Origin of the sequence: Pseudomonas sp. RC10-4-2 (assembly GCF_050433085.1) — a bacterium.
GTDB lineage: Bacteria > Pseudomonadota > Gammaproteobacteria > Pseudomonadales > Pseudomonadaceae > Pseudomonas > Pseudomonas aeruginosa.
The window spans coordinates 275,602-297,903 of sequence record NZ_JBNPXX010000008.1 but is presented as its reverse complement, the minus strand read 5'-3'; the positions used below and the strand labels follow the sequence as shown (position 1 = coordinate 297,903).

The window sequence follows — 22,302 nt, the reverse complement described above, 5'->3', positions numbered from 1 at the left end:
GGCGCGCAGGAAGCCCGGATTAACAAGATGGCAGTGAAATCCCTCGTGTTTCGAAGAAAGTTTCCCCTGCTGGTCACCGGCAGCCTGCTGGCTCTGCAGCCGGTCGCAGCATTGACTGTACAGGCCGCCGATCAGTTCGACTGCAAGGTGTCGGCCACCGGCGGCTGGGATTGCTCCCCGCTGCAGAACGCCAATGCCAACCTGCCACCGCGCCCGGCGCATACCGCGACCTCGGTCAGCACCGCCGCGGCGGGCAGCAGCGTGTCCGGCAGCGGAGGCGAAACCGTCGAGGCAGAGCCGACCCAGCGCCTGGTCACCGAGTCCGGCGGTCGCGCGCTGAAATCCCGCAGTGCGGACTATTCGCACCTCGACTGGATTCCTCGGGAAAAACTGACCGCCGCCCAGTTGGCGGAAATCGGCCCCTATTGCGGCGGCTCCTACATCGAGCCGGTGCGTCCGGGCATGGATGACGGCGCGCCCAGCGACGAGAGCCCGACCTACGTATCCGCCAAGGCTTCGCGCTACGAGCAGGAAAAACAGATCGCCACCCTCGCCGGTGACGTGGTCCTGCGCCAGGGAAGCATGCAGGTGGAAGGCGACGAGGCCAACCTGCACCAGCTGGAAAACCGCGGCGAACTGGTCGGCAACGTCAAGCTGCGCGACAAGGGCATGCTGGTGGTCGGCGACCACGCCCAGGTCCAGTTGGACAACGGCGAAGCCCAGGTCGACAACGCCGAGTACGTGATCCACAAGGCCCATGCCCGCGGCAGCGCGCTCTACGCCAAGCGCAGCGAGAACGCCATCATCATGCTCAAGGATGGCACCTACACCCGCTGCGAACCGAGCAGCAACGCCTGGACCCTGAAGGGCAACAACGTCAAGCTGAACCCGGCCACCGGCTTCGGCACCGCGACCAACGCGACCCTGCGGGTCAAAGACTTCCCGGTGTTCTACACCCCGTACATCTATTTCCCGATCGACGACCGCCGCCAGTCCGGCTTCCTGCCGCCGAGCTTCAGCAGCACCAGCGACACCGGCTTCACCCTGGTCACCCCGTACTACTTCAACCTGGCGCCGAACTACGACGCCACGTTGTACCCGCGCTACATGGCCAAGCGCGGCATGATGCTGGAAGGCGAGTTCCGCTACCTGACCCACAGCAGCGAAGGCACCGTCAACGCCGCCTACCTGAACGACAAGGACGATCACCGCGAGAACTTCCCGGACTACAGCAAGGACCGCTGGCTGTACGGCCTCAAGAACACCACCGGCCTCGATTCGCGCTGGCTGGCCGAGGTCGACTACACGCGGATCAGCGATCCCTATTACTTCCAGGACCTGGATACTGACCTGGGTGTAGGCAGTACCACCTATGTCAATCAGCGCGGCAGCGTGACCTACCGGGGCGATACCTTTACCGGTCGCCTGAACCTGCAAGGTTATCAACTGGCGACCACCACCGACGTGACGCCTTACAACCGTCTGCCGCAGGTCACCTTCGACGGTTTCTTGCCATACAATCCGGGCGGCCTGAAATTCGACTACAAAACCGAATTCGTCCGCTTCGACAGAGACCTCGATGACGGATACTACATCGCGGACGAGAACGACCCTATCGGTTCCCGAGTACCCCGTGTCGACAACAACCTGAAGGGTCTGGCCCGGGCCAATGGCGACCGGGCACACCTGGAACCCGGCATGAGTCTGCCGATGACCCGGAGTTGGGGTTATCTGACCCCGACCCTGAAGTTCCTCTATACGAAGTACGATCTGGATCTGGACAGCCAGGGCAAGCAAACCCTTACTGCATATGACGAAACATTCGATAGCAGTCAGGATCGCTCGCTTCCGTTGGCCAAGGTTGACAGTGGCCTGTATTTTGACCGTGATATGACCTTTGCCGGCACGCAGTTTCGGCAAACCCTGGAACCAAGAGCGATGTATCTGTACGTTCCGTACAAGGACCAGGACAATATTCCAGTATTCGACACCAGCGAACCGTCGTTCAGCTATGACTCCCTCTGGCGAGAGAATCGGTTCTCCGGCCGTGACCGTATCGGAGACGCCAACCAATTGTCGCTCGGCGTGACTACCCGCTTCATCGAACCCAATGGATTCGAGCGCGCCAGCTTGAGTGCTGGACAGATTTACTACTTCCGTGATCGTCGTGTACAACTGCCCGGCCTGACCGAAAAAGATTTGGATCGTCTGCGTGCGACCAATCCTGATCTGAAAGATCCGGATACCGATAGCTGGCGTTCTCCATATGCACTGATGGGGCAATACCGCTTCAACCGCGACTGGAGGGTCAGCTCCGACTTCAACTGGAATCCCAACACCAGCCGTACAGAATCTGGCAGCGCCATGTTCCACTATCAGCCAGAAGACAATCCAAACAAGGTGGTCAATGCTGGCTATCGCTACCGCGAAGATGCTCGCCGCTTCAACAGCTCCACGGGACGGTTCATGTACGGCCGCGAGGACGACATCATCAAACAGCACGACTTCTCGGTCATCTGGCCGATGGTGCCGCAGTGGTCCGTGCTCGCCCGCTGGCAGTACGACTACAACAAGAACCGCACCCTCGAAGCCTTCGGTGGCTTCGAATACGACAGCTGCTGCTGGAAGCTGCGTCTGATCAACCGTTATTGGCTGGATGTGGACGACGATGCCTTCCTTACGCAGAACGCAAAGGCCGACCGCGGCGTCTTCCTGCAGATCGTCCTGAAGGGCCTCGGCGGCATCGTAGGCAACAAGACGGAAATGTTCCTCGACAAAGGCATCCAAGGTTATCGTCAACGTGAAGATCAAGCTATGTAATCGGCTGCGCCCCCTTGCATTGGGCGCAGCACTCCTTTGCTCCTTCGCGCATGCCGAAGTGGTACCACTGGACCGGGTCGTCGCCATCGTCGACAACGATGTGATCATGCAGAGCCAGCTCGACCAGCGCCTGCGTGAAGTGCACCAGACGCTGCTCAAGCGCGGCGCGCCGCTGCCGCCCGAGCACGTGCTGACCCAGCAGGTGCTGGAACGCCTGATCATCGAGAACATCCAGCAGCAGATCGGCGACCGCTCCGGCATCCGTATCTCCGACGAGGAGCTGAACCAGGCGATGGGCACCATCGCCCAGCGCAACGGCATGAGCCTGGAGCAGTTCCAGGCCGCCCTCACCCGCGACGGCCTGTCCTACGCCGACGCCCGCGAGCAAGTCCGTCGCGAGATGGTGATCAGCCGTGTGCGTCAGCGCCGGGTCGCCGAGCGCATCCAGGTCAGCGAGCAGGAGGTGAAGAACTTCCTTGCCTCGGACATGGGCAAGATCCAGCTTTCCGAAGAGTACCGCCTGGCCAATATCCTGATCCCGGTGCCGGAAGCCGCGTCCTCGGACGTGATCCAGGCCGCCGCAAGGCAGGCCCAGGAGCTCTACCAGCAGCTCAAGCAGGGCGCCGACTTCGGCCAACTGGCGATTTCCCGCTCGGCCGGCGACAACGCCCTGGAAGGCGGCGAGATCGGCTGGCGCAAGGCTGCCCAGTTGCCGCAGCCGTTCGACAGCATGATCGGCTCCCTGGCCGTCGGCGACGTCACCGAGCCTGTCCGCACCCCCGGCGGCTTCATCATCCTCAAGCTGGAAGAGAAGCGCGGCGGCAGCAAGATGGTCCGTGACGAGGTGCATGTCCGCCATATCCTGCTCAAGCCCAGCGAGATCCGCAGCGAAGCGGAGACCGAGAAGCTGGCGCAGAAGCTGTACGAGCGCATCCAGTCCGGGGAAGACTTCGGCGAACTGGCGAAGAGCTTCTCCGAAGATCCGGGTTCCGCCCTCAACGGCGGCGACCTGAACTGGATCGATCCGGAAGCCCTGGTGCCCGAGTTCCGCCAGGTGATGAACGATACCCCGCAGGGCGAGCTGTCCAAGCCGTTCCGCTCGCAGTTCGGCTGGCACATCCTGCAGGTCCTCGGCCGTCGCGCCACCGACAGCAGCGAGAAGTTCCGCGAGCAGCAGGCGGTAAGCGTACTGCGCAACCGCAAGTATGACGAGGAACTGCAAGCCTGGCTGCGGCAGATCCGCGACGAGGCCTACGTGGAAATCAAGCAGTGAGCCTGCGCTTCGCGCTCACTCCAGGCGAGCCGGCAGGTATCGGACCCGATCTGTGCCTGCTGCTCGCCCGCTCCGCCCAGCCCCACCCCCTGATCGCCATCGCCAGCCGCACGCTCCTGCAAGAGCGCGCCGGCCAACTGGGCCTGGCGATCGACCTTAAGGACGTTTCCCCGGCCGCCTGGCCAGAGCGACCGGCCAAGGCCGGCCAACTGTACGTATGGGATACGCCCCTGGCCGCCCCGGTCCGGCCCGGGCAATTGGACCGAGCCAACGCCGCCTACGTCCTGGAAACCCTGACCCGCGCCGGCCAGGGCTGCCTCGACGGGCACTTCGCCGGGATGATCACCGCACCGGTGCACAAGGGCGTGATCAACGAAGCCGGCATCCCCTTTTCCGGCCATACCGAATTCCTCGCCGACCTCACCCACACCGCCCAGGTGGTGATGATGCTGGCCACCCGCGGCCTGCGCGTGGCCCTGGCGACCACCCACCTGCCGCTGCGCGAGGTCGCCGACGCCATTAGCGATGAGCGCCTGACCCGGGTCGCGCGCATCCTCCACGCCGACCTGCGCGACAAGTTCGGCATCGCCCATCCGCGCATCCTGGTCTGCGGACTCAACCCGCATGCCGGCGAAGGCGGTCACCTGGGGCGGGAAGAGATCGAGGTGATCGAACCCTGCCTCGAGCGCCTGCGTGGCGAAGGCCTCGACCTGATCGGCCCGCTGCCGGCCGACACCCTCTTCACTCCCAAGCACCTGGAGCATTGCGACGCGGTGCTGGCGATGTACCACGACCAGGGCCTCCCCGTGCTCAAGTACAAGGGCTTCGGTGCCGCCGTGAACGTGACCCTCGGCCTGCCGATCATCCGCACCTCTGTCGACCACGGTACCGCCCTCGACCTGGCCGGCAGCGGCCGCATCGATAGCGGCAGCCTGCAGGTCGCCCTGGAAACCGCCTACCAGATGGCGGCCAGCCGCTGCTGACGGCGGTCGGCCATCGTTTAGCCCTGCCGGCCCGACGCTTCGCTGTTAAAATGGCGCCCTTTCGCATCCGCGCCTCCCGCCTTGGCCTGGGGCCCGCAGCATGGAACCGTTTCCAATGTCCGAGCTTTACCAACACCGCGCGCGCAAGCGCTTCGGCCAGAACTTCCTGCACGATGCCGGGGTGATTCACCGCATCCTCCGTGCCATCCATGCCCGCGAGGGTCAGCGCCTGCTGGAGATCGGCCCGGGCCAGGGCGCACTGACCGAGGGACTGCTGGGCAGCGGCGCACGCCTGGACGTGATCGAGCTCGACCAGGACCTGATCCCCCTGTTGAAGCTGAAATTCGGCCTCGAGTCGCGCTTCAGCCTGCACCAGGGCGACGCCCTCAAGTTCGATTTCGCCTCGCTGGTGGAGAGCGGCGAGAAGCTGCGAGTGGTCGGCAACCTGCCCTACAACATCTCCACGCCACTGATCTTCCATCTGCTGGAGCACGCGCCGGTGATCGAGGACATGCACTTCATGCTGCAGAAGGAAGTGGTCGAGCGCCTGGCGGCCACGCCGGGCGGCGGGGACTGGGGCCGGCTCTCGATCATGGTCCAGTATCACTGTCGGGTGGAGCACCTGTTCAACGTCGGCCCCGGCGCGTTCAACCCGCCGCCCAAGGTCGACTCGGCCATCGTCCGCCTCACCCCCTTCGCCGAGCCGCCCCATCCGGCACGCGACCCGAAACTGCTCGAACGGGTGGTCCGCGAGGCCTTCAACCAGCGCCGCAAGACCCTGCGCAACACCCTCAAGCCTCTCCTGAGCGTCGAGGACATCGAGGCCGCAGAGGTCGATCCGACCCTTCGTCCCGAACAACTCGACCTGGCCGCATTCGTCCGCCTGGCCAACCGGCTGGCCGAGCTGCCAGGCAATCGTTAGTCTGGTGAGACACTCGTCAGGAATCAGGCAAGCCGTATGAGCGATACCCAGCACCAGGTCAACGTCAGGGTCGACACCCGCTACCTTCCGGAACAGTCCGCCCCGGAGCAGAACCGTTTCGCCTTCGCCTACACGGTGACCATCGAGAACCAGGGCGAGGTTCCGGCCCAACTGCTGTCGCGCCACTGGATCATCACCGACGGCGACGGCCGCACCCAGGAAGTTCGCGGCGCCGGCGTGGTCGGCGAGCAACCGCTGATCGCCCCCGGCGCGCAACACACCTACACCAGCGGCACGGTGCTGGCGACCCGGGTCGGCAGCATGCGCGGCAGCTATCAGATGCTCGGCAGCGACGGAATCGCCTTCGACGCCGCGATCCCGGTGTTCCGCCTGGCCGTACCGGGAGCGCTGCACTGATGGCGGTCTACGCGGTAGGCGACCTGCAGGGTTGCCTGGATCCCCTGAAATGCCTGCTGGAGCGCGTCGCCTTCGACCCGGCCAAGGACCGCCTGTGGCTGGTCGGCGACCTGGTCAACCGCGGCCCGCAGTCCCTGGAGACGCTGCGCTTTCTCTATGCCATGCGCGAGTCGGTGGTCAGCGTCCTGGGCAACCACGACCTGCACCTGCTGGCGGTGGCGCACAAGTCCGAGCGCCTGAAGAAGTCCGACACGCTGCGGGAAATCCTCGAGGCGCCGGACCGCGAGCCACTGCTCGACTGGCTGCGTCGCCTGCCGCTGCTGCACTACGACGAACAACGCAAGGTCGCCCTGGTGCATGCCGGCATCCCCCCGCAGTGGAGCCTGGAAAAAGCCCGCCTGCGCGCAGCCGAGGTGGAGCAAGCATTGCGCGACGACCAGCGCCTGCCGCTGTTCCTCGACGGCATGTACGGCAACGAGCCGGCCAAGTGGGACAAGAAGCTGCATGGCATCGATCGCCTGAGGGTGATCACCAACTACTTCACCCGCATGCGTTTCTGCACCGAAGATGGCAAGCTCGACCTGAAGAGCAAGGAAGGCCTCGACACCGCGCCGCCCGGCTACGCCCCCTGGTTCAGCTTCCCTTCGCGCAAGACCCGCGGCGAGAAGATCATCTTCGGCCACTGGGCGGCCCTCGAAGGCCACTGCGACGAGCCCGGCCTGTTCGCCCTGGATACCGGCTGCGTCTGGGGCGCGCGGATGACCCTGTTGAACGTCGACAGCGGCGAACGCCTGAGCTGCGATTGCGCCGAACAGCGCGCGCCGGCCAGACCCGCCGCCACGCCCGCATGAATCCCCGGCGTCCGGTGGACGCCCTGTACAGAGGTACCCCGACATGAGCGACACCTTCCAGCGCATCGCCCCCGAACAGGTCCGCCAGCTCCGCGAAAACGGCGCCCAGGTGGTCGACATCCGCGACCCGCAGAGCTTCGCTGTCGGCCATATCAGCGGCTCGCGGCACATCGACAACCACTCGGTGGCGGACTTCATCGCCGCCGCCGACCTCGACGCTCCGCTGGTGGTGGTCTGCTACCACGGCAACTCCAGCCAGAGCGCCGCCGCCTATTTCATCCAGCAGGGCTTCAGCGACGTCTACAGCCTCGACGGCGGCTTCGAGCTATGGCGCAGCGTCTATCCCGCGGATACCAGCAGCGGCGAAGCGGAGTAGGCCACGCCGCTACCCCGCCAAAAAAACTGTAACTTCTCTCGCCTTTCTTCCTTTACTCCGTCCAGAACGAACTATTCTTTTCCTCAGGCCATCCAAAACAGGGGAGAGCCGGCACACCGGCTTCCGGGCCATCGGCTGTGACCGTTAGGAGCGCTGGCGGAAAGGGAAGCACCGTGCAGCGACGGAGTCTGGGGGATTCTCGCCGGCCTGGCTGGCGGCCCCCCCGCACCCGCACGACCGATCCCGCGCCGGCTCACTGCATCGAGCGAGGAGACGTCATGAGCATTTTCAGTCACTTCCAGGAACGCTTCGAAGCGACCCGCCAAGAGGAATATTCCCTCCAGGAATATCTCGACCTCTGCAAGCAAGACAAGACAGCCTATGCCTCTGCCGCCGAGCGCCTGCTGATGGCGATCGGCGAGCCGGAATTGCTGGACACCTCGGTGGACTCCAGGCTGTCGCGGATCTTCTCCAACAAGGTGATTCGCCGCTACCCGGCGTTCGCCGACTTCCACGGCATGGAGGAATGCATCGACCAGATCGTCGCGTTCTTCCGCCATGCGGCCCAGGGCCTGGAGGAGAAGAAGCAGATCCTTTACCTGCTCGGCCCGGTCGGCGGCGGTAAATCCTCCCTGGCGGAAAAACTCAAGCAACTGATGGAGAAGGTGCCCTTCTACGCGATCAAGGGCTCGCCGGTCTTCGAGTCGCCGCTGGGCTTGTTCAACCCCGACGAAGACGGCGCCATCCTCGAGGAGGACTACGGCATCCCGAGGCGCTACCTGCGCTCGATCATGTCGCCCTGGGCAACCAAGCGCCTCAACGAGTTCGGCGGCGACATCAGCCAGTTCCGCGTGGTCAAGCTGTACCCCTCGATCCTCAACCAGATCGCCATCGCCAAGACCGAGCCCGGCGACGAGAACAACCAGGACATATCCGCGCTGGTCGGCAAGGTCGACATCCGCAAGCTGGAGGAATACCCGCAGAACGACGCGGACGCCTACAGCTACTCGGGCGCCCTCTGCCGGGCCAACCAGGGCCTGATGGAATTCGTCGAGATGTTCAAGGCCCCGATCAAGGTCCTGCACCCGCTGCTGACCGCGACCCAGGAAGGCAACTACAACAGCACCGAAGGCCTCGGCGCCCTGCCCTACAGCGGCATCATCCTGGCCCACTCCAACGAGTCGGAATGGCACAGCTTCCGCAACAACAAGAACAACGAGGCCTTCATCGACCGCATCTACATCGTCAAGGTGCCGTACTGCCTGCGCGTGGCGGACGAGATCAAGATCTACGACAAGTTGCTGGTCAACAGCTCGCTGGCGCATGCCCACTGCGCGCCGGACACCCTGAAGATGCTCTCGCAGTTCTCCGTGCTGTCGAGGCTGAAAGAGCCGGAAAACTCGAATATCTACTCGAAGATGCGGGTATATGACGGCGAAAACCTGAAAGATACCGATCCCAAGGCCAAGTCGATCCAGGAATACCGCGACTCGGCCGGGGTCGACGAAGGCATGGCCGGGCTTTCCACCCGCTTCGCCTTCAAGATCCTCTCCAAGGTATTCAACTTCGACCCGCACGAGGTAGCGGCCAACCCGGTGCACCTGCTCTACGTCCTCGAACAGCAGATCGAGCAGGAACAGTTCCAGCCGGAAACCCGCGAGCGCTACCTGCGCTTCATCAAGGAATACCTGGCGCCGCGCTACGTCGAGTTCATCGGCAAGGAAATCCAGACCGCCTACCTGGAGTCCTACAGCGAATACGGTCAGAACATCTTCGACCGCTATGTGCTGTACGCCGACTTCTGGATCCAGGACCAGGAATACCGCGACCCGGAAACCGGCGAGATCCTCAACCGCGCCGCCCTCAACGAGGAACTGGAGAAGATCGAGAAACCCGCGGGCATCAGCAACCCGAAGGACTTCCGCAACGAGATCGTCAACTTCGTGCTGCGCGCCCGCGCCGGCAACAACGGCAAGAACCCGAGTTGGCTGTCCTACGAGAAGCTGCGCGTAGTGATCGAGAAAAAGATGTTCTCCAACACCGAGGACCTGCTTCCGGTCATCAGCTTCAACGCCAAGGCCAGCAAGGAGGACCAGCAGAAGCACAACGACTTCGTCAAACGCATGGTCGAGCGCGGCTACACCGAGAAGCAGGTCCGCCTGCTGTCGGAATGGTACCTGCGGGTTCGCAAGTCGCAGTAGTCTGCCATCGGTACGGTCGCTGCGACCGTACCGGTCGCCGTCGCATTCGGACCTCGGCGCCTCCGCTCCGGCGGGGCGCCACAGGCCCTGAGGAGCATTCATGAGCTACGTCATCGACCGGCGTCTGAACGGCAAGAACAAGAGCACGGTGAACCGCCAGCGCTTCCTGAGGCGCTACCGTGAACACATCAAGAAGGCCGTCGAGGAGGCCGTCAGCCGGCGTTCCATTACCGACATGGAGCACGGCGAGCAGATCAGCATTCCCGGGCGCGATATCGACGAACCGGTGCTGCACCATGGCCGCGGCGGGCGGCAGACCGTCGTCCACCCCGGCAACAAGGAATTCACCGCCGGCGAGCACATCGCCCGCCCATCCGGCGGCGGGGGCGGCCGCGGCGGCGGCAAGGCCAGCAACAGCGGCGAAGGCATGGACGACTTCGTCTTCCAGATCACCCAGGAGGAATTCCTCGACTTCATGTTCGAGGACCTGGAGCTGCCCAACCTGGTCAAGCGCCACATCACCGGCACCGACACCTTCAAGACCGTCCGCGCCGGCATCAGCAACGACGGCAACCCGTCGCGCATCAACATCGTCCGCACCCTGCGCTCGGCCCATGCGCGGCGCATCGCGCTGTCCGGCGGCAGCCGGGCCAAGCTGCGCGCGGCGCTGAAGGAACTGGAGCGGATCAAGCGCGAAGAGCCGGACAACCTCGGCGATATCCAGGAACTCGAGCTGGAAATCGCCAAGCTCCGCGCGCGCATCGACCGGGTGCCGTTCCTCGATACCTTCGATCTCAAGTACAACCTGCTGGTCAAGCAGCCCAACCCCACCTCCAAGGCGGTGATGTTCTGCCTGATGGACGTCTCCGGCTCGATGACCCAGGCGACCAAGGACATCGCCAAGCGCTTCTTCATCCTGCTCTACCTGTTCCTCAAGCGGAACTACGAGAAGATCGAAGTGGTGTTCATCCGCCACCACACCAGCGCCCGCGAGGTCGACGAGGAGGAGTTCTTCTACTCCCGCGAGACCGGCGGCACCATCGTCTCCAGCGCGCTGAAGATGATGCAGGAGATCATGGCCGAGCGTTATCCGACCCATGAGTGGAACATCTACGCCGCCCAGGCCTCGGACGGCGACAACTGGAACGACGACTCGCCGGTGTGCCGGGACATCCTCCTCAAGCAGATCATGCCGTTCGTCCAGTACTACACCTACGTCGAGATCACCCCGCGCGAACACCAGGCCCTGTGGTTCGAGTACGAGCGCGTGCGCGAAGCCTTCGAAGACAGCTTCGCCCAGCAGCAGATCGTCTCGGCATCGGACATCTACCCGGTGTTCCGCGAGCTGTTCCAGAGGAGGCTCGTCGCATGAGCAAGCGCCAGCCCATCGCCACCGGCTCGGAATGGACCTTCGAGCTGATCCAGCAGTACGACCGGGAAATCAGCAGGATCGCCGAGCGCTATGCCCTGGATACCTATCCGAACCAGATCGAGGTGATCACCGCCGAGCAGATGATGGACGCCTACGCCTCGGTGGGCATGCCGATCGGCTATAACCACTGGTCCTACGGCAAGCACTTCCTCAGTACGGAAAAGAACTACAAGCGTGGCCAGATGGGCCTGGCCTACGAGATCGTGATCAACTCCGATCCCTGCATCGCCTACCTGATGGAGGAAAACACCCAGTGCATGCAGGCGCTGGTGATCGCCCACGCCTGCTACGGGCACAACAGTTTCTTCAAGGGCAACTACCTGTTCCGCACCTGGACCGATGCCAGTTCAATCATCGATTACCTGGTGTTCGCCAAGCAGTACATCATGCAGTGCGAGGAGCGCTACGGGATCGACGCGGTGGAAGACCTGCTCGACTCCTGCCACGCCCTGATGAACTACGGTGTCGACCGCTACAAGCGTCCTTACCCGATTTCCGCGGAAGAGGAGCGGCAGCGGCAGAAGGAGCGCGAGGAACTGATCCAGCGCCAGGTCAATGACCTCTGGCGGACCATCCCGCGCGTCGGCGGCAAGGACAAGGAACAATCCATGGCGCGCTATCCGAGCGAGCCGCAGGAGAACATCCTCTACTTCATCGAGAAGAACGCGCCGCTTCTGGAGCCCTGGCAGCGCGAGGTGATCCGCATCGTGCGCAAGATCGCCCAGTATTTCTACCCGCAACGCCAGACCCAGGTGATGAACGAAGGCTGGGCGACCTTCTGGCACTACACGCTGCTCAACGACCTCTACGACGAAGGCCTGGTCAACGACGGCTTCATGATGGAGTTCCTGCAATACCACACCAGCGTGGTCTACCAGCCGTCCTTCGACAGCCCCTACTACAGCGGCATCAACCCCTACGCCCTGGGCTTCGCCATGTACCGCGACATCCGCCGCATCTGCGAGGAACCTACCGACGAGGATCGCCGCTGGTTCCCGGATATCGCCGGCAGCGACTGGCTGGCCACGCTGAAGTTCGCCATGAAGAGCTTCAAGGACGAAAGCTTCATCCTGCAGTTCCTCTCGCCCAAGGTGATTCGCGACCTGAAGCTGTTCAGCATTCTCGACGACGACCAGAAGGACGACCTGCTGGTCGCGGCGATCCACGACGAAGCCGGCTACCGCACCATCCGCGAGACCCTGGCGGCGCAGTACAACCTCGGCAACCGCGAGCCGAACATCCAGATCTGGAACGTCGACCGTCGCGGCGACCGCTCGCTGACCCTGCGCCACCAGCAGTTCGACCGCCAGCCGCTGAGCGACTCCACCGCCGACGTGCTCAAGCACCTGCATCGCTTGTGGGGCTTCGATATCCACCTGGAGACCCTGCAGGGCGACCAGCTCGTGCAGACCCACCACATGCCGCCCAAGGGCGCCAGCGAGGGCGAGGAAGGCTACCCGCGCCTGGACCTGATCATCCCGCCCATTTGATCGGTTGACGTCCACCCCGACCGCCGGCCAGCATGCCGGCACGGTCGGGGCCGCCCACAGCAGAACAAGAAGCCGGCCGTCCACGGGAGCCGCCATGCGCCTGTTCGCCATCGTCCTGCTCTGCCTCGTCCTGGCCACCTGCGCCAGCCACATCCCCAGCGCCCGGGTGACCCATCCGGCCAGCGCCGGACTGCCCGGCCTGCAAGGTTTCCAGTTGATGCCGCCGGAACAGGCGGTCGACGCCCTGCCCTACCGCAACCGCTATCCGCTGATAAACGCAGAGCTGCGCCAGGGACTGGCGGCCCACGGCTACCACGAGAGCGCCACCCCGCAATTCCGCGTCTACTACTGGCTGGCGCTACGCGACGCACCGCTGGAATTCCGCCCCGACCTTCCGCCCACCTCCGGCATGGGGCCTTATCTGGCGATCCACCGTCTGCGCGACGAAACCGGGACATTGCGCGTGCGCCTGGTCGACCTGGAGGAGCGCGTTCTCTGGGAAGGTATGGTAAGCACCGGCCTCAGCCCCGCCAGGGCCAATCCGGAACAGCTCGAACTGGCGGTCGGCGCCCTGCTCCGGCAGCTTCCACGCGCCCGCTAGGACACCCTGGGGTAGACTTCCGCCTATCACGCGGAGGATTCCCATGCAGATTTACAAGGTCGGCGGCGCCGTGCGCGATCGCCTTCTCGGCCGTCCGGTCACCGATATCGACTGGGTGGTGGTCGGTGCCAGCAGCGACGAGATGCTCGCCCGCGGCTACCGCCCGGTGGGCGCCGACTTCCCGGTCTTCCTTCATCCGCAGAGCGGCGAGGAATACGCCCTGGCGCGCACCGAGCGAAAGAGCGGGCGCGGCTACGGCGGCTTCACCTTCCATGCCAGCCCCGAGGTGACCCTGGAGGAAGACCTGACTCGCCGTGACCTGACCATCAACGCCATGGCCGAGGACGAACAGGGCCGGGTAATAGACCCCTACGGCGGCCAGGCCGACCTCGAGGCGCGCCTGCTGCGCCACGTTTCCCCGGCGTTCGCCGAGGATCCCCTGCGGGTCCTGCGCGTAGCGCGCTTCGCCGCCCGCTACGCCGGCCTGGGCTTCCGGGTCGCCGCCGAAACCCTCGCCCTGATGCGCCAACTGGCGGAATCCGGCGAGTTGCAGGCGCTGACCCCGGAGCGCAGTTGGAAGGAAATTTCCCGAGCCCTGATGGAACCCAACCCCGAGGTCTTCATCCAGGTCCTGCACGACTGCGGCGCCCTGGCCGAACTGATCCCGGAAGTCGAGGCGCTATTCGGCGTACCGCAGCCGGCGGCCCACCATCCGGAAATCGATACCGGCGTCCATGTCCTGTCGGTATTGCAGCAATGCGCCCGCCACCGGCAGCCGCTCAGCGTACGCTGGGCCTGCCTGCTGCACGACCTGGGCAAGGGACTCACCAGCGAAGCGGACTGGCCCCGCCATATCGCCCACGAGGCTCGCGGCGTGCCGTTGATCGATGCGGTGAACCAGCGCTTCAGGGTGCCGCGCGACTGCCAGGAACTGGCGCGCCTGGTGGGCGAGTACCACACCCACGCCCATCGGGCGCTGGAGCTGCGCCCGAATACACTGCTGGAGCTGTTGCAGAGCTTCGACGTGTATCGCCGCCCGCAGCGTTTCGAGGAGTTCGTCGCCGCCAGCGAGATGGACGCACGCGGCCGCCTCGGCCTGGAACAGCGGGACTATCCGCAGGCCGCCTACCTGCTCGGCGCGGCGCAGGCAGCGCGGGCAGTCAGCGTGAAGCCGCTGGTGGAAAAGGGCTTGAAGGGCGCGGAACTGGGCGAGGCGCTGAAGCGTGCGCGCCTCGCCGCACTCAAGGCCTACAAGGAAGAACGCGGAAAGGCCTGAAGCAGCGCTTCGGGAGTCAACGCCTGGCCACGCCATTCGAATGGCGCCGGCCAGAGCTTCTGCTGGATCCTCGTCTCGCGCCAGAGATCGCCCAGCGGCTGGCGGGCGACCGGATGCTCCAGGTTCGGCGCCAGCTCGGACAAGGGCCAGAGCACGAAAGCGTTCTTCAGCACTTCGGCGCGCGGCAGCACCAGGCCATCGAAATCGCCCACCAGGTCGCCGTAGAACAGCACGTCGATATCCAGCGGCAGCCCCTTGCGCTCTGGCGCATAGCGGCCATTGTCGGCCTCGATGTGCTTGAGTCGCAGGCTCAGTTCGGCCAGCGGCAGATCGGTGCGGGCAGACACCACCAGGTTGAAGAACGGCCCGCTCTTGATACCCACCGGCTCGCTCTCGAATACCGGCGAACAACGCAGGTCATGAAGGAAAGCGGCCAGCGCATCGAGGCCGGCATGCAGATGGCGCTCACGCTCGACATTGCTGCCGAGGCCGAGGTAGACCGGGATCAGCGACATCCGCGTTCGATCTCCACGCCAACGCCACGGGCCGCCGGCACCGCGCCGGGCTTGGTCACGCGGATGCGCAGCCAGGGAATGCCGCGCTCGCCCATCAGTACCTCGGCGAGGCGCTCGGCGAAGGTTTCCACCAACTGGAAATGCGATTCCCGGGCGAACTCCTGCACCCGCTCGGACAACGCGGCATAGTCCAGCGCCAGGGCGAGATTGTCGCCCGCGGCGGCCGGACGGTTGTCCCAGCCCAGGGTCAGGTCCAGGCGCAGGCACTGACGGATGCCGCGCTCCCAGTCGTACACGCCGATGACGGTATCGACCTCCAAGCCTTCGATAAAAACTCTGTCCACTTCGCTACCCGCTCCAAGGGATGCCACGACAAGCGTGCGCCGCCCCGTTAGAATCGAGGACATCCTCGTCCTCGGTGGAATCCATGGTCTGGCTACTGGCGATCCTCGCCTACCTGCTCGGTTCCCTCTCCTTCGCCGTCCTGCTCAGCCGCTGGTTCGGCACCCAGGACCCGCGCGCCAGCGGTTCCGGCAACCCCGGCGCGACCAACATGCTGCGCGTCGCCGGGAAGAAACTCGCCATCCTGACCCTGCTCGGCGACGTCGGCAAAGGCCTGCTGCCGGTGCTGGTCGCCCGCTGGCTGGGGCTCGGCGTGATGGAGGAGGCCTGGGTCGGCATCGCCGCCGTGATCGGCCACCTGTACCCGCTGTACTTCAACTTCCGCGGCGGCAAGGGTGTCGCCACCGCCGCGGGCATGCTCCTCGGCCTCTATCCGCCGGCCGTACTGCTGGCCGCGGCGGCCTGGCTGCTGACCTTCAAGCTGTCGCGCACCAGCTCGCTCGCCTCGCTGGTGGCCACCCCGCTGACCCTGCCGTTGCTGGCCTGGCAGCAGCCCGGAGCGCTGCTGCCGATGACCGTGCTGACCGGCCTGATCGTCTGGCGGCACCGCGCCAACTTACGCGATCTGTTCGCCGGCCGCGAACGGCATTTCTAATCCATAAAAGGAAAAAACTTCATGCAGTCTGGCCCAGCTGCGTCATCGACACCTGCCTGACTGCGACCTGGCGGCCACTCAGACCGCCGGCAGCGACTCCATCGGCCAGCGCGGCTGGACGCTGATCGCCGGGCCGTCATGCTGGCCGGCGAGCAGGCGCTGGCAGCCGGCGTAGGCGATCATCGCGCCATTGTCGGTGCAGAAGCGCGGGCGGGCGTAGAACACCTGCCCCTTCATTTCGCCGAGCATCTTTTCCAGGCCGCTGCGCAGCGCCTGGTTGGCGCTGACGCCGCCGGCGATCACCAGGTTCTTCAGGCCGGTCTGCTTCAAGGCGCGACGGCACTTGATCAGCAGGGTCTCGACCACCGCGATCTGGAACGCCAGGGCGATGTCGCAGCGGGTCTGCTCGCTGTCGTCGCCGGCCTCGACGCAACGCTGCCAGGTGTTCAGGGTAAAGGTCTTGAGCCCGCTGAAGCTGAAGTCCAGGCCGGGGCGATCGGTCATCGGCCGCGGGAACACGAAGCGGCCAGGAGTGCCGAGCTCCGCCAGGCGGGCGATTTCCGGACCGCCGGGATAGCCCAGGCCGATCAGCTTGGCGGTCTTGTCGAAGGCTTCGCCGGCGGCGTCGTCCACCGATTCGCCAAGCAACTGGTAGCGACCGATGCCGTCCACCCGCACCAACTGGGTGTGACCGCCGGAAACCAGCAAGGCGACGAACGGGAACCGCGGTGGCTGCTCTTCCAGCATCGGCGCCAGCAGGTGCCCTTCCATGTGGTGCACGCCGACCGCCGGCACGCCCCAGGCGAAGGCCATCGCCTGGGCACAGGAAGCCCCCACCAGCAGGGCGCCGACCAGGCCGGGGCCGGCGGTATAGGCGATCGCGTCGATATCCGCCGGCGTGCAGCCGGACTCGTCGAGCACCTGGCGGATCAGCGGCAGCATGCGCTTGACGTGGTCGCGCGAGGCCAGCTCGGGCACGACGCCGCCGTAGACGCGATGGAGGTCGATCTGACTGAACAGCGCGTCGGCCAGCAGGCCGCGTTCGCTGTCGTAAAGGGCGACGCCGGTTTCGTCGCAGGACGTTTCCAGTCCCAGCACGCGCATGGGCTTGAGCCTTAGAGCTTGGCAAATACGAAGCCGCGCATGATAATCGGCGGCTTTGCGCCAGACCAGTGTTTTTCGATCGGAGGCTTTGCATTCCTCCGGCCGAACCGTTAATATCCGCAACCCTTGAAAACCGACGTATCCGCGCCACCTTGCCGGAGTACGTTCAACCCCCGGTAATCAGTGAAGGTACGACCTGGATGCCAGCCGTCAAAGTAAAAGAGAACGAACCCTTCGACGTAGCCCTGCGTCGTTTCAAGCGCTCCTGCGAAAAAGCAGGTGTACTGGCTGAAGTTCGCAGCCGCGAGTTCTACGAGAAGCCCACTGCCGAGCGCAAGCGCAAGGCCGCTGCCGCAGTGAAGCGCCACGCGAAGAAAGTACAGCGCGAACAGCGCCGTCGCGAGCGCCTGTACTGATCCACTCGACGCCCACGCGTCAGTGATCGTGCCTCAGCCCGGCCCCGGCCGGGCTTTCGGCTTTCCGCCATGAGCGAAATCAAATCCCGCCTCCTCGACGCCGTCAAGGTCGCCATGCGCGCCCAGGACAAGCCGCGGCTGACCACGTTGCGCCTGGCCCTCGCGGACATCAAGCGCGTCGAAGTCGACGAACGCATCGAGGTGGATGACGCCCGAGCCCTGCTGATCCTCGACCGGATGATCAAGCAGCGCCGCGACGCCCAGCGCCAGTTCAGCGACGCCGGCCGCCAGGACCTCGCCGAGGTCGAGGCTGCCGAGATCCTCGTGCTCCAGGACTTCATGCCCAAGCCCCTGGACGACCATGAGATCGACGCCCTGATCGAGCGCAGCATCGTCGACAGCGGCGCCCAGGGTCCGCAGGACATGGGCAAGGCGATGAACCTGCTGCGACCGCAGGTCCAGGGTCGCGTCGACATGGCACAGGTCAGCCAGCGCCTGAAGGCGCGCCTCTCCTCCTGAAACACCGCGCCGGCCTGATCGGCCCGGCGATAATTGCTATGCTGCCGCTCTGCGCCCACGCGCCGTCGTTTTCGAGAACACCATGGCCGGCCTGATACCGCAAAGCTTCATCGATGACCTGCTGAACCGCACCGACATCGTCGAGGTGGTGAGTTCACGCATCCAACTGAAGAAAACCGGCAAGAACTACAGCGCCTGCTGCCCGTTCCACAAGGAAAAGACTCCCTCGTTCACCGTCAGCCCGGACAAGCAGTTCTACTACTGCTTCGGCTGCGGCGCCGGCGGCAACGCGCTCGGCTTCGTCATGGACCACGACCAGCTGGAGTTCCCCCAGGCGGTCGAGGAACTGGCCAAGCGCGCCGGCATGGACGTGCCGCGCGAGGAACGCGGCGGACGCGGGCACACGCCGCGCCAGCCGACCGACTCGCCGCTCTACCCGCTGCTCAGCGCCGCCGCCGAGTTCTACAAGCAGGCGCTGAAAAGCCACCCGGCGCGCAAGGCCGCGGTGAACTACCTGAAGGGCCGCGGCCTGACCGGCGAGATCGCCCGCGACTTCGGCCTCGGTTTCGCCCCGCCCGGTTGGGACAACCTGCTCAAGCACCTGGGTGGCGACAACCTGCAACTCAAGGCCATGCTCGACGCCGGCCTGCTGGTGGAGAACAGCGACACCGGCAAGCGCTACGACCGCTTCCGCGATCGCGTGATGTTCCCGATCCGCGACAGCCGCGGGCGGATCATCGCCTTCGGCGGCCGGGTGCTCGGCGACGACAAGCCGAAGTACCTGAACTCCCCGGAGACTCCGGTCTTCCACAAGGGCCAGGAACTCTACGGACTCTACGAGGCCCGGCAGAAGAATCGCGACCTCGACGAGATCATGGTGGTCGAGGGCTACATGGATGTCATCGCCCTGGCCCAGCAAGGCATCCGCAACGCGGTGGCGACCCTCGGCACGGCGACCAGCGAGGAACACATCAAGCGCCTGTTCCGCCTGGTACCGAGCATCCTGTTCTGTTTCGACGGCGACCAGGCCGGGCGCAAGGCGGCCTGGCGCGCCCTGGAGTCGGTGCTGCCGAACCTGCAGGACGGCAAGCGCGTGCGCTTCCTGTTCCTCCCCGAGGGCGAGGACCCGGACAGCCTGGTACGCGCCGAGGGCGAGGATGCCTTCCGCGCACGCATCACCCAGCAGGCCCAGCCGCTGGCGGAGTACTTCTTCCAGCAACTGATGCTCGAGGCCGACCCCGCCACCCTGGAAGGCAAGGCCCACCTGGCGACCCTCGCCGCGCCGCTGCTGGAGAAGATTCCCGGGAACAACCTGCGCCTGCTGATGCGACAACGTCTGTCGGAAATCACCGGCCTGTCCGGCGAAAACATCGGACAACTGGCGCACCACAGCCCGCCGCCGTCGTCCATGGACCACGGAGCGAGCGGCGCCTTGGACGGCGACGACTATTTCGCCGCCAGCGCCTACTACGAGAACGAGCCCTCCCATGCGCCGTTCGACGCTGCGCCAGGCTATGGCGAGGCGCAACCGCGCAAGAGCTGGAACAAGGACAAGAAGCCCTGGGACGGCAAGAAGTGGGATGGCAAGAAGAAGTGGGACAAAGGCGGCCGCGGCGACTTCAAGGCTCCGCAACGAACGCCGGTCAGCGTGGAGTCCACCACCCTCAACGCCCTGCGCACCTTGCTGCATCATCCGCAGTTGGCCTTGAAGGTCGACGATGCGGGCACCCTCGCCAGGGAGCAGGATACCTACGCCCAGTTGCTGGTGTCCCTGCTGGAAGCCCTGCAGAAGAACCCGCGGCAGAGCTCGATGCAACTCATCGCGCGCTGGCACGGCACGCCCCAGGGCCGCCTGCTGCAGGCCCTGGGCGAGAAGGAGTGGCTGATCGTCCAGGAGAACCTTGAAAAGCAGTTCTTCGACACCATTACTAAACTCTCCGAGAGCCAGCGTTTCGGCGAGCGGGAGGAGCGTTTACGCAGCGTCATGCAGAAGAGCTACAGTGAACTGACCGATGAAGAGAAAGCCTTGCTCAGAGAGCACTACAGTGTTGCCGCTTCATCGCCTTCCCAGAGCTGAACTGGCGCCTCAGCCCAGGCATCAGGTATAATCCTCTGCTTATTTTTTGCCCGCCAAGACCTTCAGTGGATAGGGTGTTATGTCCGGAAAAGCGCAACAGCAATCTCGTCTGAAAGAGTTGATCGCCCGAGGCCGTGAGCAGGGATACCTGACTTACGCGGAGGTCAACGACCACCTGCCGGAGGATATTTCCGATCCGGAACAGGTGGAAGACATCATCCGCATGATCAACGACATGGGGATCAACGTATTCGAGACAGCCCCGGATGCGGATGCCCTGTTGCTGGCCGAGGCGGATACCGACGAAGCCGCAGCGGAAGAAGCCGCAGCGGCCCTGGCCGCGGTGGAAAGCGACATCGGTCGCACCACCGACCCGGTGCGCATGTACATGCGTGAAATGGGTACCGTGGAACTGCTGACCCGCGAAGGCGAGATCGAAATCGCCAAGCGCATCGAGGAAGGCATCCGCGAAGTGATGAGCGCCATCGCCCAGTTCCCGGGCACGGTGGACAGCATCCTGGCCGACTACAATCGCATCGTCGCCGAAGGCGGTCGCCTCTCCGACGTCCTCAGCGGCTATATCGATCCCGATGACGGCAGCCTGCCCGCCGAAGAGGTGGAGCCGGTCAACCTGAAGGACGATTCCGCCGACTCGAAAGAGAAGGACGACGAGGAAGAAGAAAGCGACGACAGCAGCGACAGCGACGACGAAGGCGACGGCGGTCCGGATCCGGAAGAAGCCCGCCTGCGTTTCACCGCGGTCTCCGAGCAGCTCGACAAGGCCAAGAAGGCCCTGAAGAAGCACGGTCGCGGCAGCAAGCAGGCCACCGCCGAACTCACCGGCCTGGCCGAGCTGTTCATGCCGATCAAGCTGGTGCCCAAGCAGTTCGACGCCCTGGTCGCCCGCGTGCGCTCCGCCCTGGAAGGCGTGCGCGCCCAGGAACGCGCCATCATGCAGCTCTGCGTGCGTGATGCGCGCATGCCGCGTGCCGACTTCCTGCGCCTGTTCCCGAACCACGAGACCGACGAGAAGTGGGTCGACAGCGTCCTGAAGAGCAAGCCGAAGTACGCCGAGGCCATCGAGCGCCTGCGCGACGACATCCTGCGCAACCAGCAGAAGCTGGCGGCCCTGGAAAGCGAGGTCGAGCTGACCGTCGCCGAGATCAAGGAAATCAACCGCGCGATGTCGATCGGCGAAGCCAAGGCTCGCCGGGCGAAGAAGGAAATGGTCGAGGCCAACCTGCGCCTGGTGATTTCCATCGCCAAGAAGTACACCAACCGCGGCCTGCAATTCCTCGACCTGATCCAGGAAGGCAACATCGGCCTGATGAAGGCGGTGGACAAGTTCGAATACCGTCGCGGCTACAAGTTCTCCACCTACGCCACCTGGTGGATTCGCCAGGCGATCACCCGTTCGATCGCCGACCAGGCACGCACCATCCGCATCCCGGTGCACATGATCGAGACGATCAACAAGCTCAACCGCATCTCCCGCCAGATGCTCCAGGAAATGGGTCGCGAGCCCACCCCGGAAGAGCTTGGCGAGCGCATGGACATGCCTGAGGACAAGATCCGCAAGGTACTGAAGATCGCCAAAGAGCCGATCTCCATGGAAACCCCGATCGGTGACGACGAAGATTCGCACCTGGGCGATTTCATCGAGGACTCCACCATGCAGTCGCCGATCGAGATGGCGACCAGCGAGAGCCTCAAGGAATCCACCCGCGAAGTCCTCGCCGGCCTCACTGCCCGGGAAGCCAAGGTGCTGCGCATGCGCTTCGGCATCGACATGAACACCGACCACACCCTCGAGGAAGTCGGCAAGCAGTTCGATGTGACCCGCGAGCGGATCCGCCAGATCGAAGCCAAGGCGCTGCGCAAGCTGCGCCATCCGTCGCGAAGCGAGCACCTGCGCTCCTTCCTCGACGAGTGACGAACGAACCCCCGGCCTGAAAAACCGGGGGTTTTTCTTTGCCGCTTGCCCCGCCGCCCGGCGTCTACACTTCCGCTTATATTCCCGTCCACCGCGAGA

At 64.6% G+C, this 22,302-nt stretch carries 20 protein-coding genes; 17 read left to right on the top strand and 3 right to left on the bottom strand.

The genetic code is table 11. The features are described from left to right. The first annotated feature begins 27 nt into the window (after positions 1–27). From lptD to FHW81_RS29115, 12 genes are all read left to right on the top strand, one after another. Positions 28–2,820, top strand: a complete 2,793-nt coding sequence (gene lptD, locus FHW81_RS29170) for an LPS-assembly protein LptD (RefSeq protein WP_003459402.1) — start codon at positions 28–30, stop codon at positions 2,818–2,820. Beyond that, complete coding sequence (locus FHW81_RS29165; RefSeq protein ID WP_003109024.1) at positions 2,801–4,093, top strand: peptidylprolyl isomerase; 1,293 nt, start codon at positions 2,801–2,803, stop codon at positions 4,091–4,093. Before lptD ends, FHW81_RS29165 begins: the two co-directional genes overlap by 20 nt. Beyond that, a complete protein-coding gene (pdxA, locus tag FHW81_RS29160) occupies positions 4,090–5,076 on the top strand; it encodes a 4-hydroxythreonine-4-phosphate dehydrogenase PdxA (protein WP_003109023.1) in 987 nt (328 codons plus the stop codon). Before FHW81_RS29165 ends, pdxA begins: the two co-directional genes overlap by 4 nt. 115 nt (positions 5,077–5,191) lie before the next feature. Beyond that, positions 5,192–5,998, top strand: coding sequence for a 16S rRNA (adenine(1518)-N(6)/adenine(1519)-N(6))-dimethyltransferase RsmA (gene rsmA, locus FHW81_RS29155; RefSeq protein WP_003099569.1), 807 nt, complete (start codon positions 5,192–5,194; stop codon positions 5,996–5,998). A gap of 36 nt (positions 5,999–6,034) precedes the next feature. After that, complete coding sequence (apaG, locus tag FHW81_RS29150; protein ID WP_003085085.1) at positions 6,035–6,415, top strand: Co2+/Mg2+ efflux protein ApaG; 381 nt, start codon at positions 6,035–6,037, stop codon at positions 6,413–6,415. Beyond that, a complete protein-coding gene (locus tag FHW81_RS29145) occupies positions 6,415–7,266 on the top strand; it encodes a symmetrical bis(5'-nucleosyl)-tetraphosphatase (protein WP_003113213.1) in 852 nt (283 codons plus the stop codon). The genes apaG and FHW81_RS29145 overlap by 1 nt, the downstream gene beginning before the upstream one ends. A 43-nt stretch (positions 7,267–7,309) precedes the next feature. Further along, positions 7,310–7,642 carry a thiosulfate sulfurtransferase GlpE gene (gene glpE / locus FHW81_RS29140; RefSeq protein ID WP_003085081.1) on the top strand — a complete coding sequence of 111 codons (333 nt, stop codon included), beginning with the start codon at positions 7,310–7,312 and terminating at the stop codon, positions 7,640–7,642. 278 nt (positions 7,643–7,920) lie between these two features. Beyond that, positions 7,921–9,843 carry a PrkA family serine protein kinase gene (locus FHW81_RS29135; protein WP_003085078.1) on the top strand — a complete coding sequence of 641 codons (1,923 nt, stop codon included), beginning with the start codon at positions 7,921–7,923 and terminating at the stop codon, positions 9,841–9,843. Between the two features lie 100 nt (positions 9,844–9,943). Then, positions 9,944–11,215, top strand: a complete 1,272-nt coding sequence (locus FHW81_RS29130; RefSeq protein ID WP_003099579.1) for a YeaH/YhbH family protein — start codon at positions 9,944–9,946, stop codon at positions 11,213–11,215. Continuing rightward, the gene (locus tag FHW81_RS29125; protein ID WP_003099581.1) at positions 11,212–12,765 is read left to right on the top strand and encodes a SpoVR family protein; all 1,554 of its coding nucleotides are present in this window, start codon (positions 11,212–11,214) and stop codon (positions 12,763–12,765) included. Before FHW81_RS29130 ends, FHW81_RS29125 begins: the two co-directional genes overlap by 4 nt. 94 nt (positions 12,766–12,859) lie before the next feature. Beyond that, positions 12,860–13,366, top strand: a complete 507-nt coding sequence (locus FHW81_RS29120) for a DUF4136 domain-containing protein (RefSeq protein ID WP_003085071.1) — start codon at positions 12,860–12,862, stop codon at positions 13,364–13,366. A 43-nt stretch (positions 13,367–13,409) separates the two neighbouring features. Further along, complete coding sequence (locus FHW81_RS29115) at positions 13,410–14,642, top strand: multifunctional CCA addition/repair protein (protein WP_003099584.1); 1,233 nt, start codon at positions 13,410–13,412, stop codon at positions 14,640–14,642. Here the strand turns inward: FHW81_RS29115 and folK are convergent. Together folK and folB are read right to left on the bottom strand one after the other, a co-directional pair. Continuing rightward, a complete protein-coding gene (folK, locus tag FHW81_RS29110; protein ID WP_003099585.1) occupies positions 14,615–15,157 on the bottom strand; it encodes a 2-amino-4-hydroxy-6-hydroxymethyldihydropteridine diphosphokinase in 543 nt (180 codons plus the stop codon). The two genes, FHW81_RS29115 and folK, sit on opposite strands and share 28 nt — an antisense overlap. Continuing rightward, on the bottom strand, positions 15,148–15,501 hold the full coding sequence (gene folB / locus FHW81_RS29105; RefSeq protein WP_031628438.1) for a dihydroneopterin aldolase: 354 nt from the start codon (positions 15,499–15,501) through the stop codon (positions 15,148–15,150). Before folB ends, folK begins: the two co-directional genes overlap by 10 nt. Before the next feature lie 83 nt (positions 15,502–15,584). Here folB and plsY point away from each other — a divergent pair, with 83 nt between their 5' ends. Beyond that, complete coding sequence (gene plsY / locus FHW81_RS29100; protein ID WP_003085061.1) at positions 15,585–16,154, top strand: glycerol-3-phosphate 1-O-acyltransferase PlsY; 570 nt, start codon at positions 15,585–15,587, stop codon at positions 16,152–16,154. Positions 16,155–16,232: 78 nt separating this feature from the next. Here plsY and tsaD read toward each other — a convergent pair whose 3' ends face one another. Further along, positions 16,233–17,258 carry a tRNA (adenosine(37)-N6)-threonylcarbamoyltransferase complex transferase subunit TsaD gene (tsaD, locus tag FHW81_RS29095; RefSeq protein ID WP_023113352.1) on the bottom strand — a complete coding sequence of 342 codons (1,026 nt, stop codon included), beginning with the start codon at positions 17,256–17,258 and terminating at the stop codon, positions 16,233–16,235. A 200-nt stretch (positions 17,259–17,458) separates the two neighbouring features. Here tsaD and rpsU point away from each other — a divergent pair, with 200 nt between their 5' ends. From rpsU to rpoD, 4 genes are all read left to right on the top strand, one after another. Continuing rightward, the gene (rpsU, locus tag FHW81_RS29090) at positions 17,459–17,674 is read left to right on the top strand and encodes a 30S ribosomal protein S21 (protein WP_003085057.1); all 216 of its coding nucleotides are present in this window, start codon (positions 17,459–17,461) and stop codon (positions 17,672–17,674) included. A gap of 69 nt (positions 17,675–17,743) precedes the next feature. Further along, positions 17,744–18,193 carry a GatB/YqeY domain-containing protein gene (locus FHW81_RS29085; protein WP_003085042.1) on the top strand — a complete coding sequence of 150 codons (450 nt, stop codon included), beginning with the start codon at positions 17,744–17,746 and terminating at the stop codon, positions 18,191–18,193. Positions 18,194–18,275: 82 nt separating this feature from the next. After that, entirely contained in the window at positions 18,276–20,270 is a 1,995-nt protein-coding gene (gene dnaG / locus FHW81_RS29080) for a DNA primase (protein ID WP_023091418.1), read from the top strand. A gap of 79 nt (positions 20,271–20,349) precedes the next feature. Then, the gene (rpoD, locus tag FHW81_RS29075) at positions 20,350–22,203 is read left to right on the top strand and encodes an RNA polymerase sigma factor RpoD (RefSeq protein ID WP_003085035.1); all 1,854 of its coding nucleotides are present in this window, start codon (positions 20,350–20,352) and stop codon (positions 22,201–22,203) included. Positions 22,204–22,302: the final 99 nt, after the last annotated feature.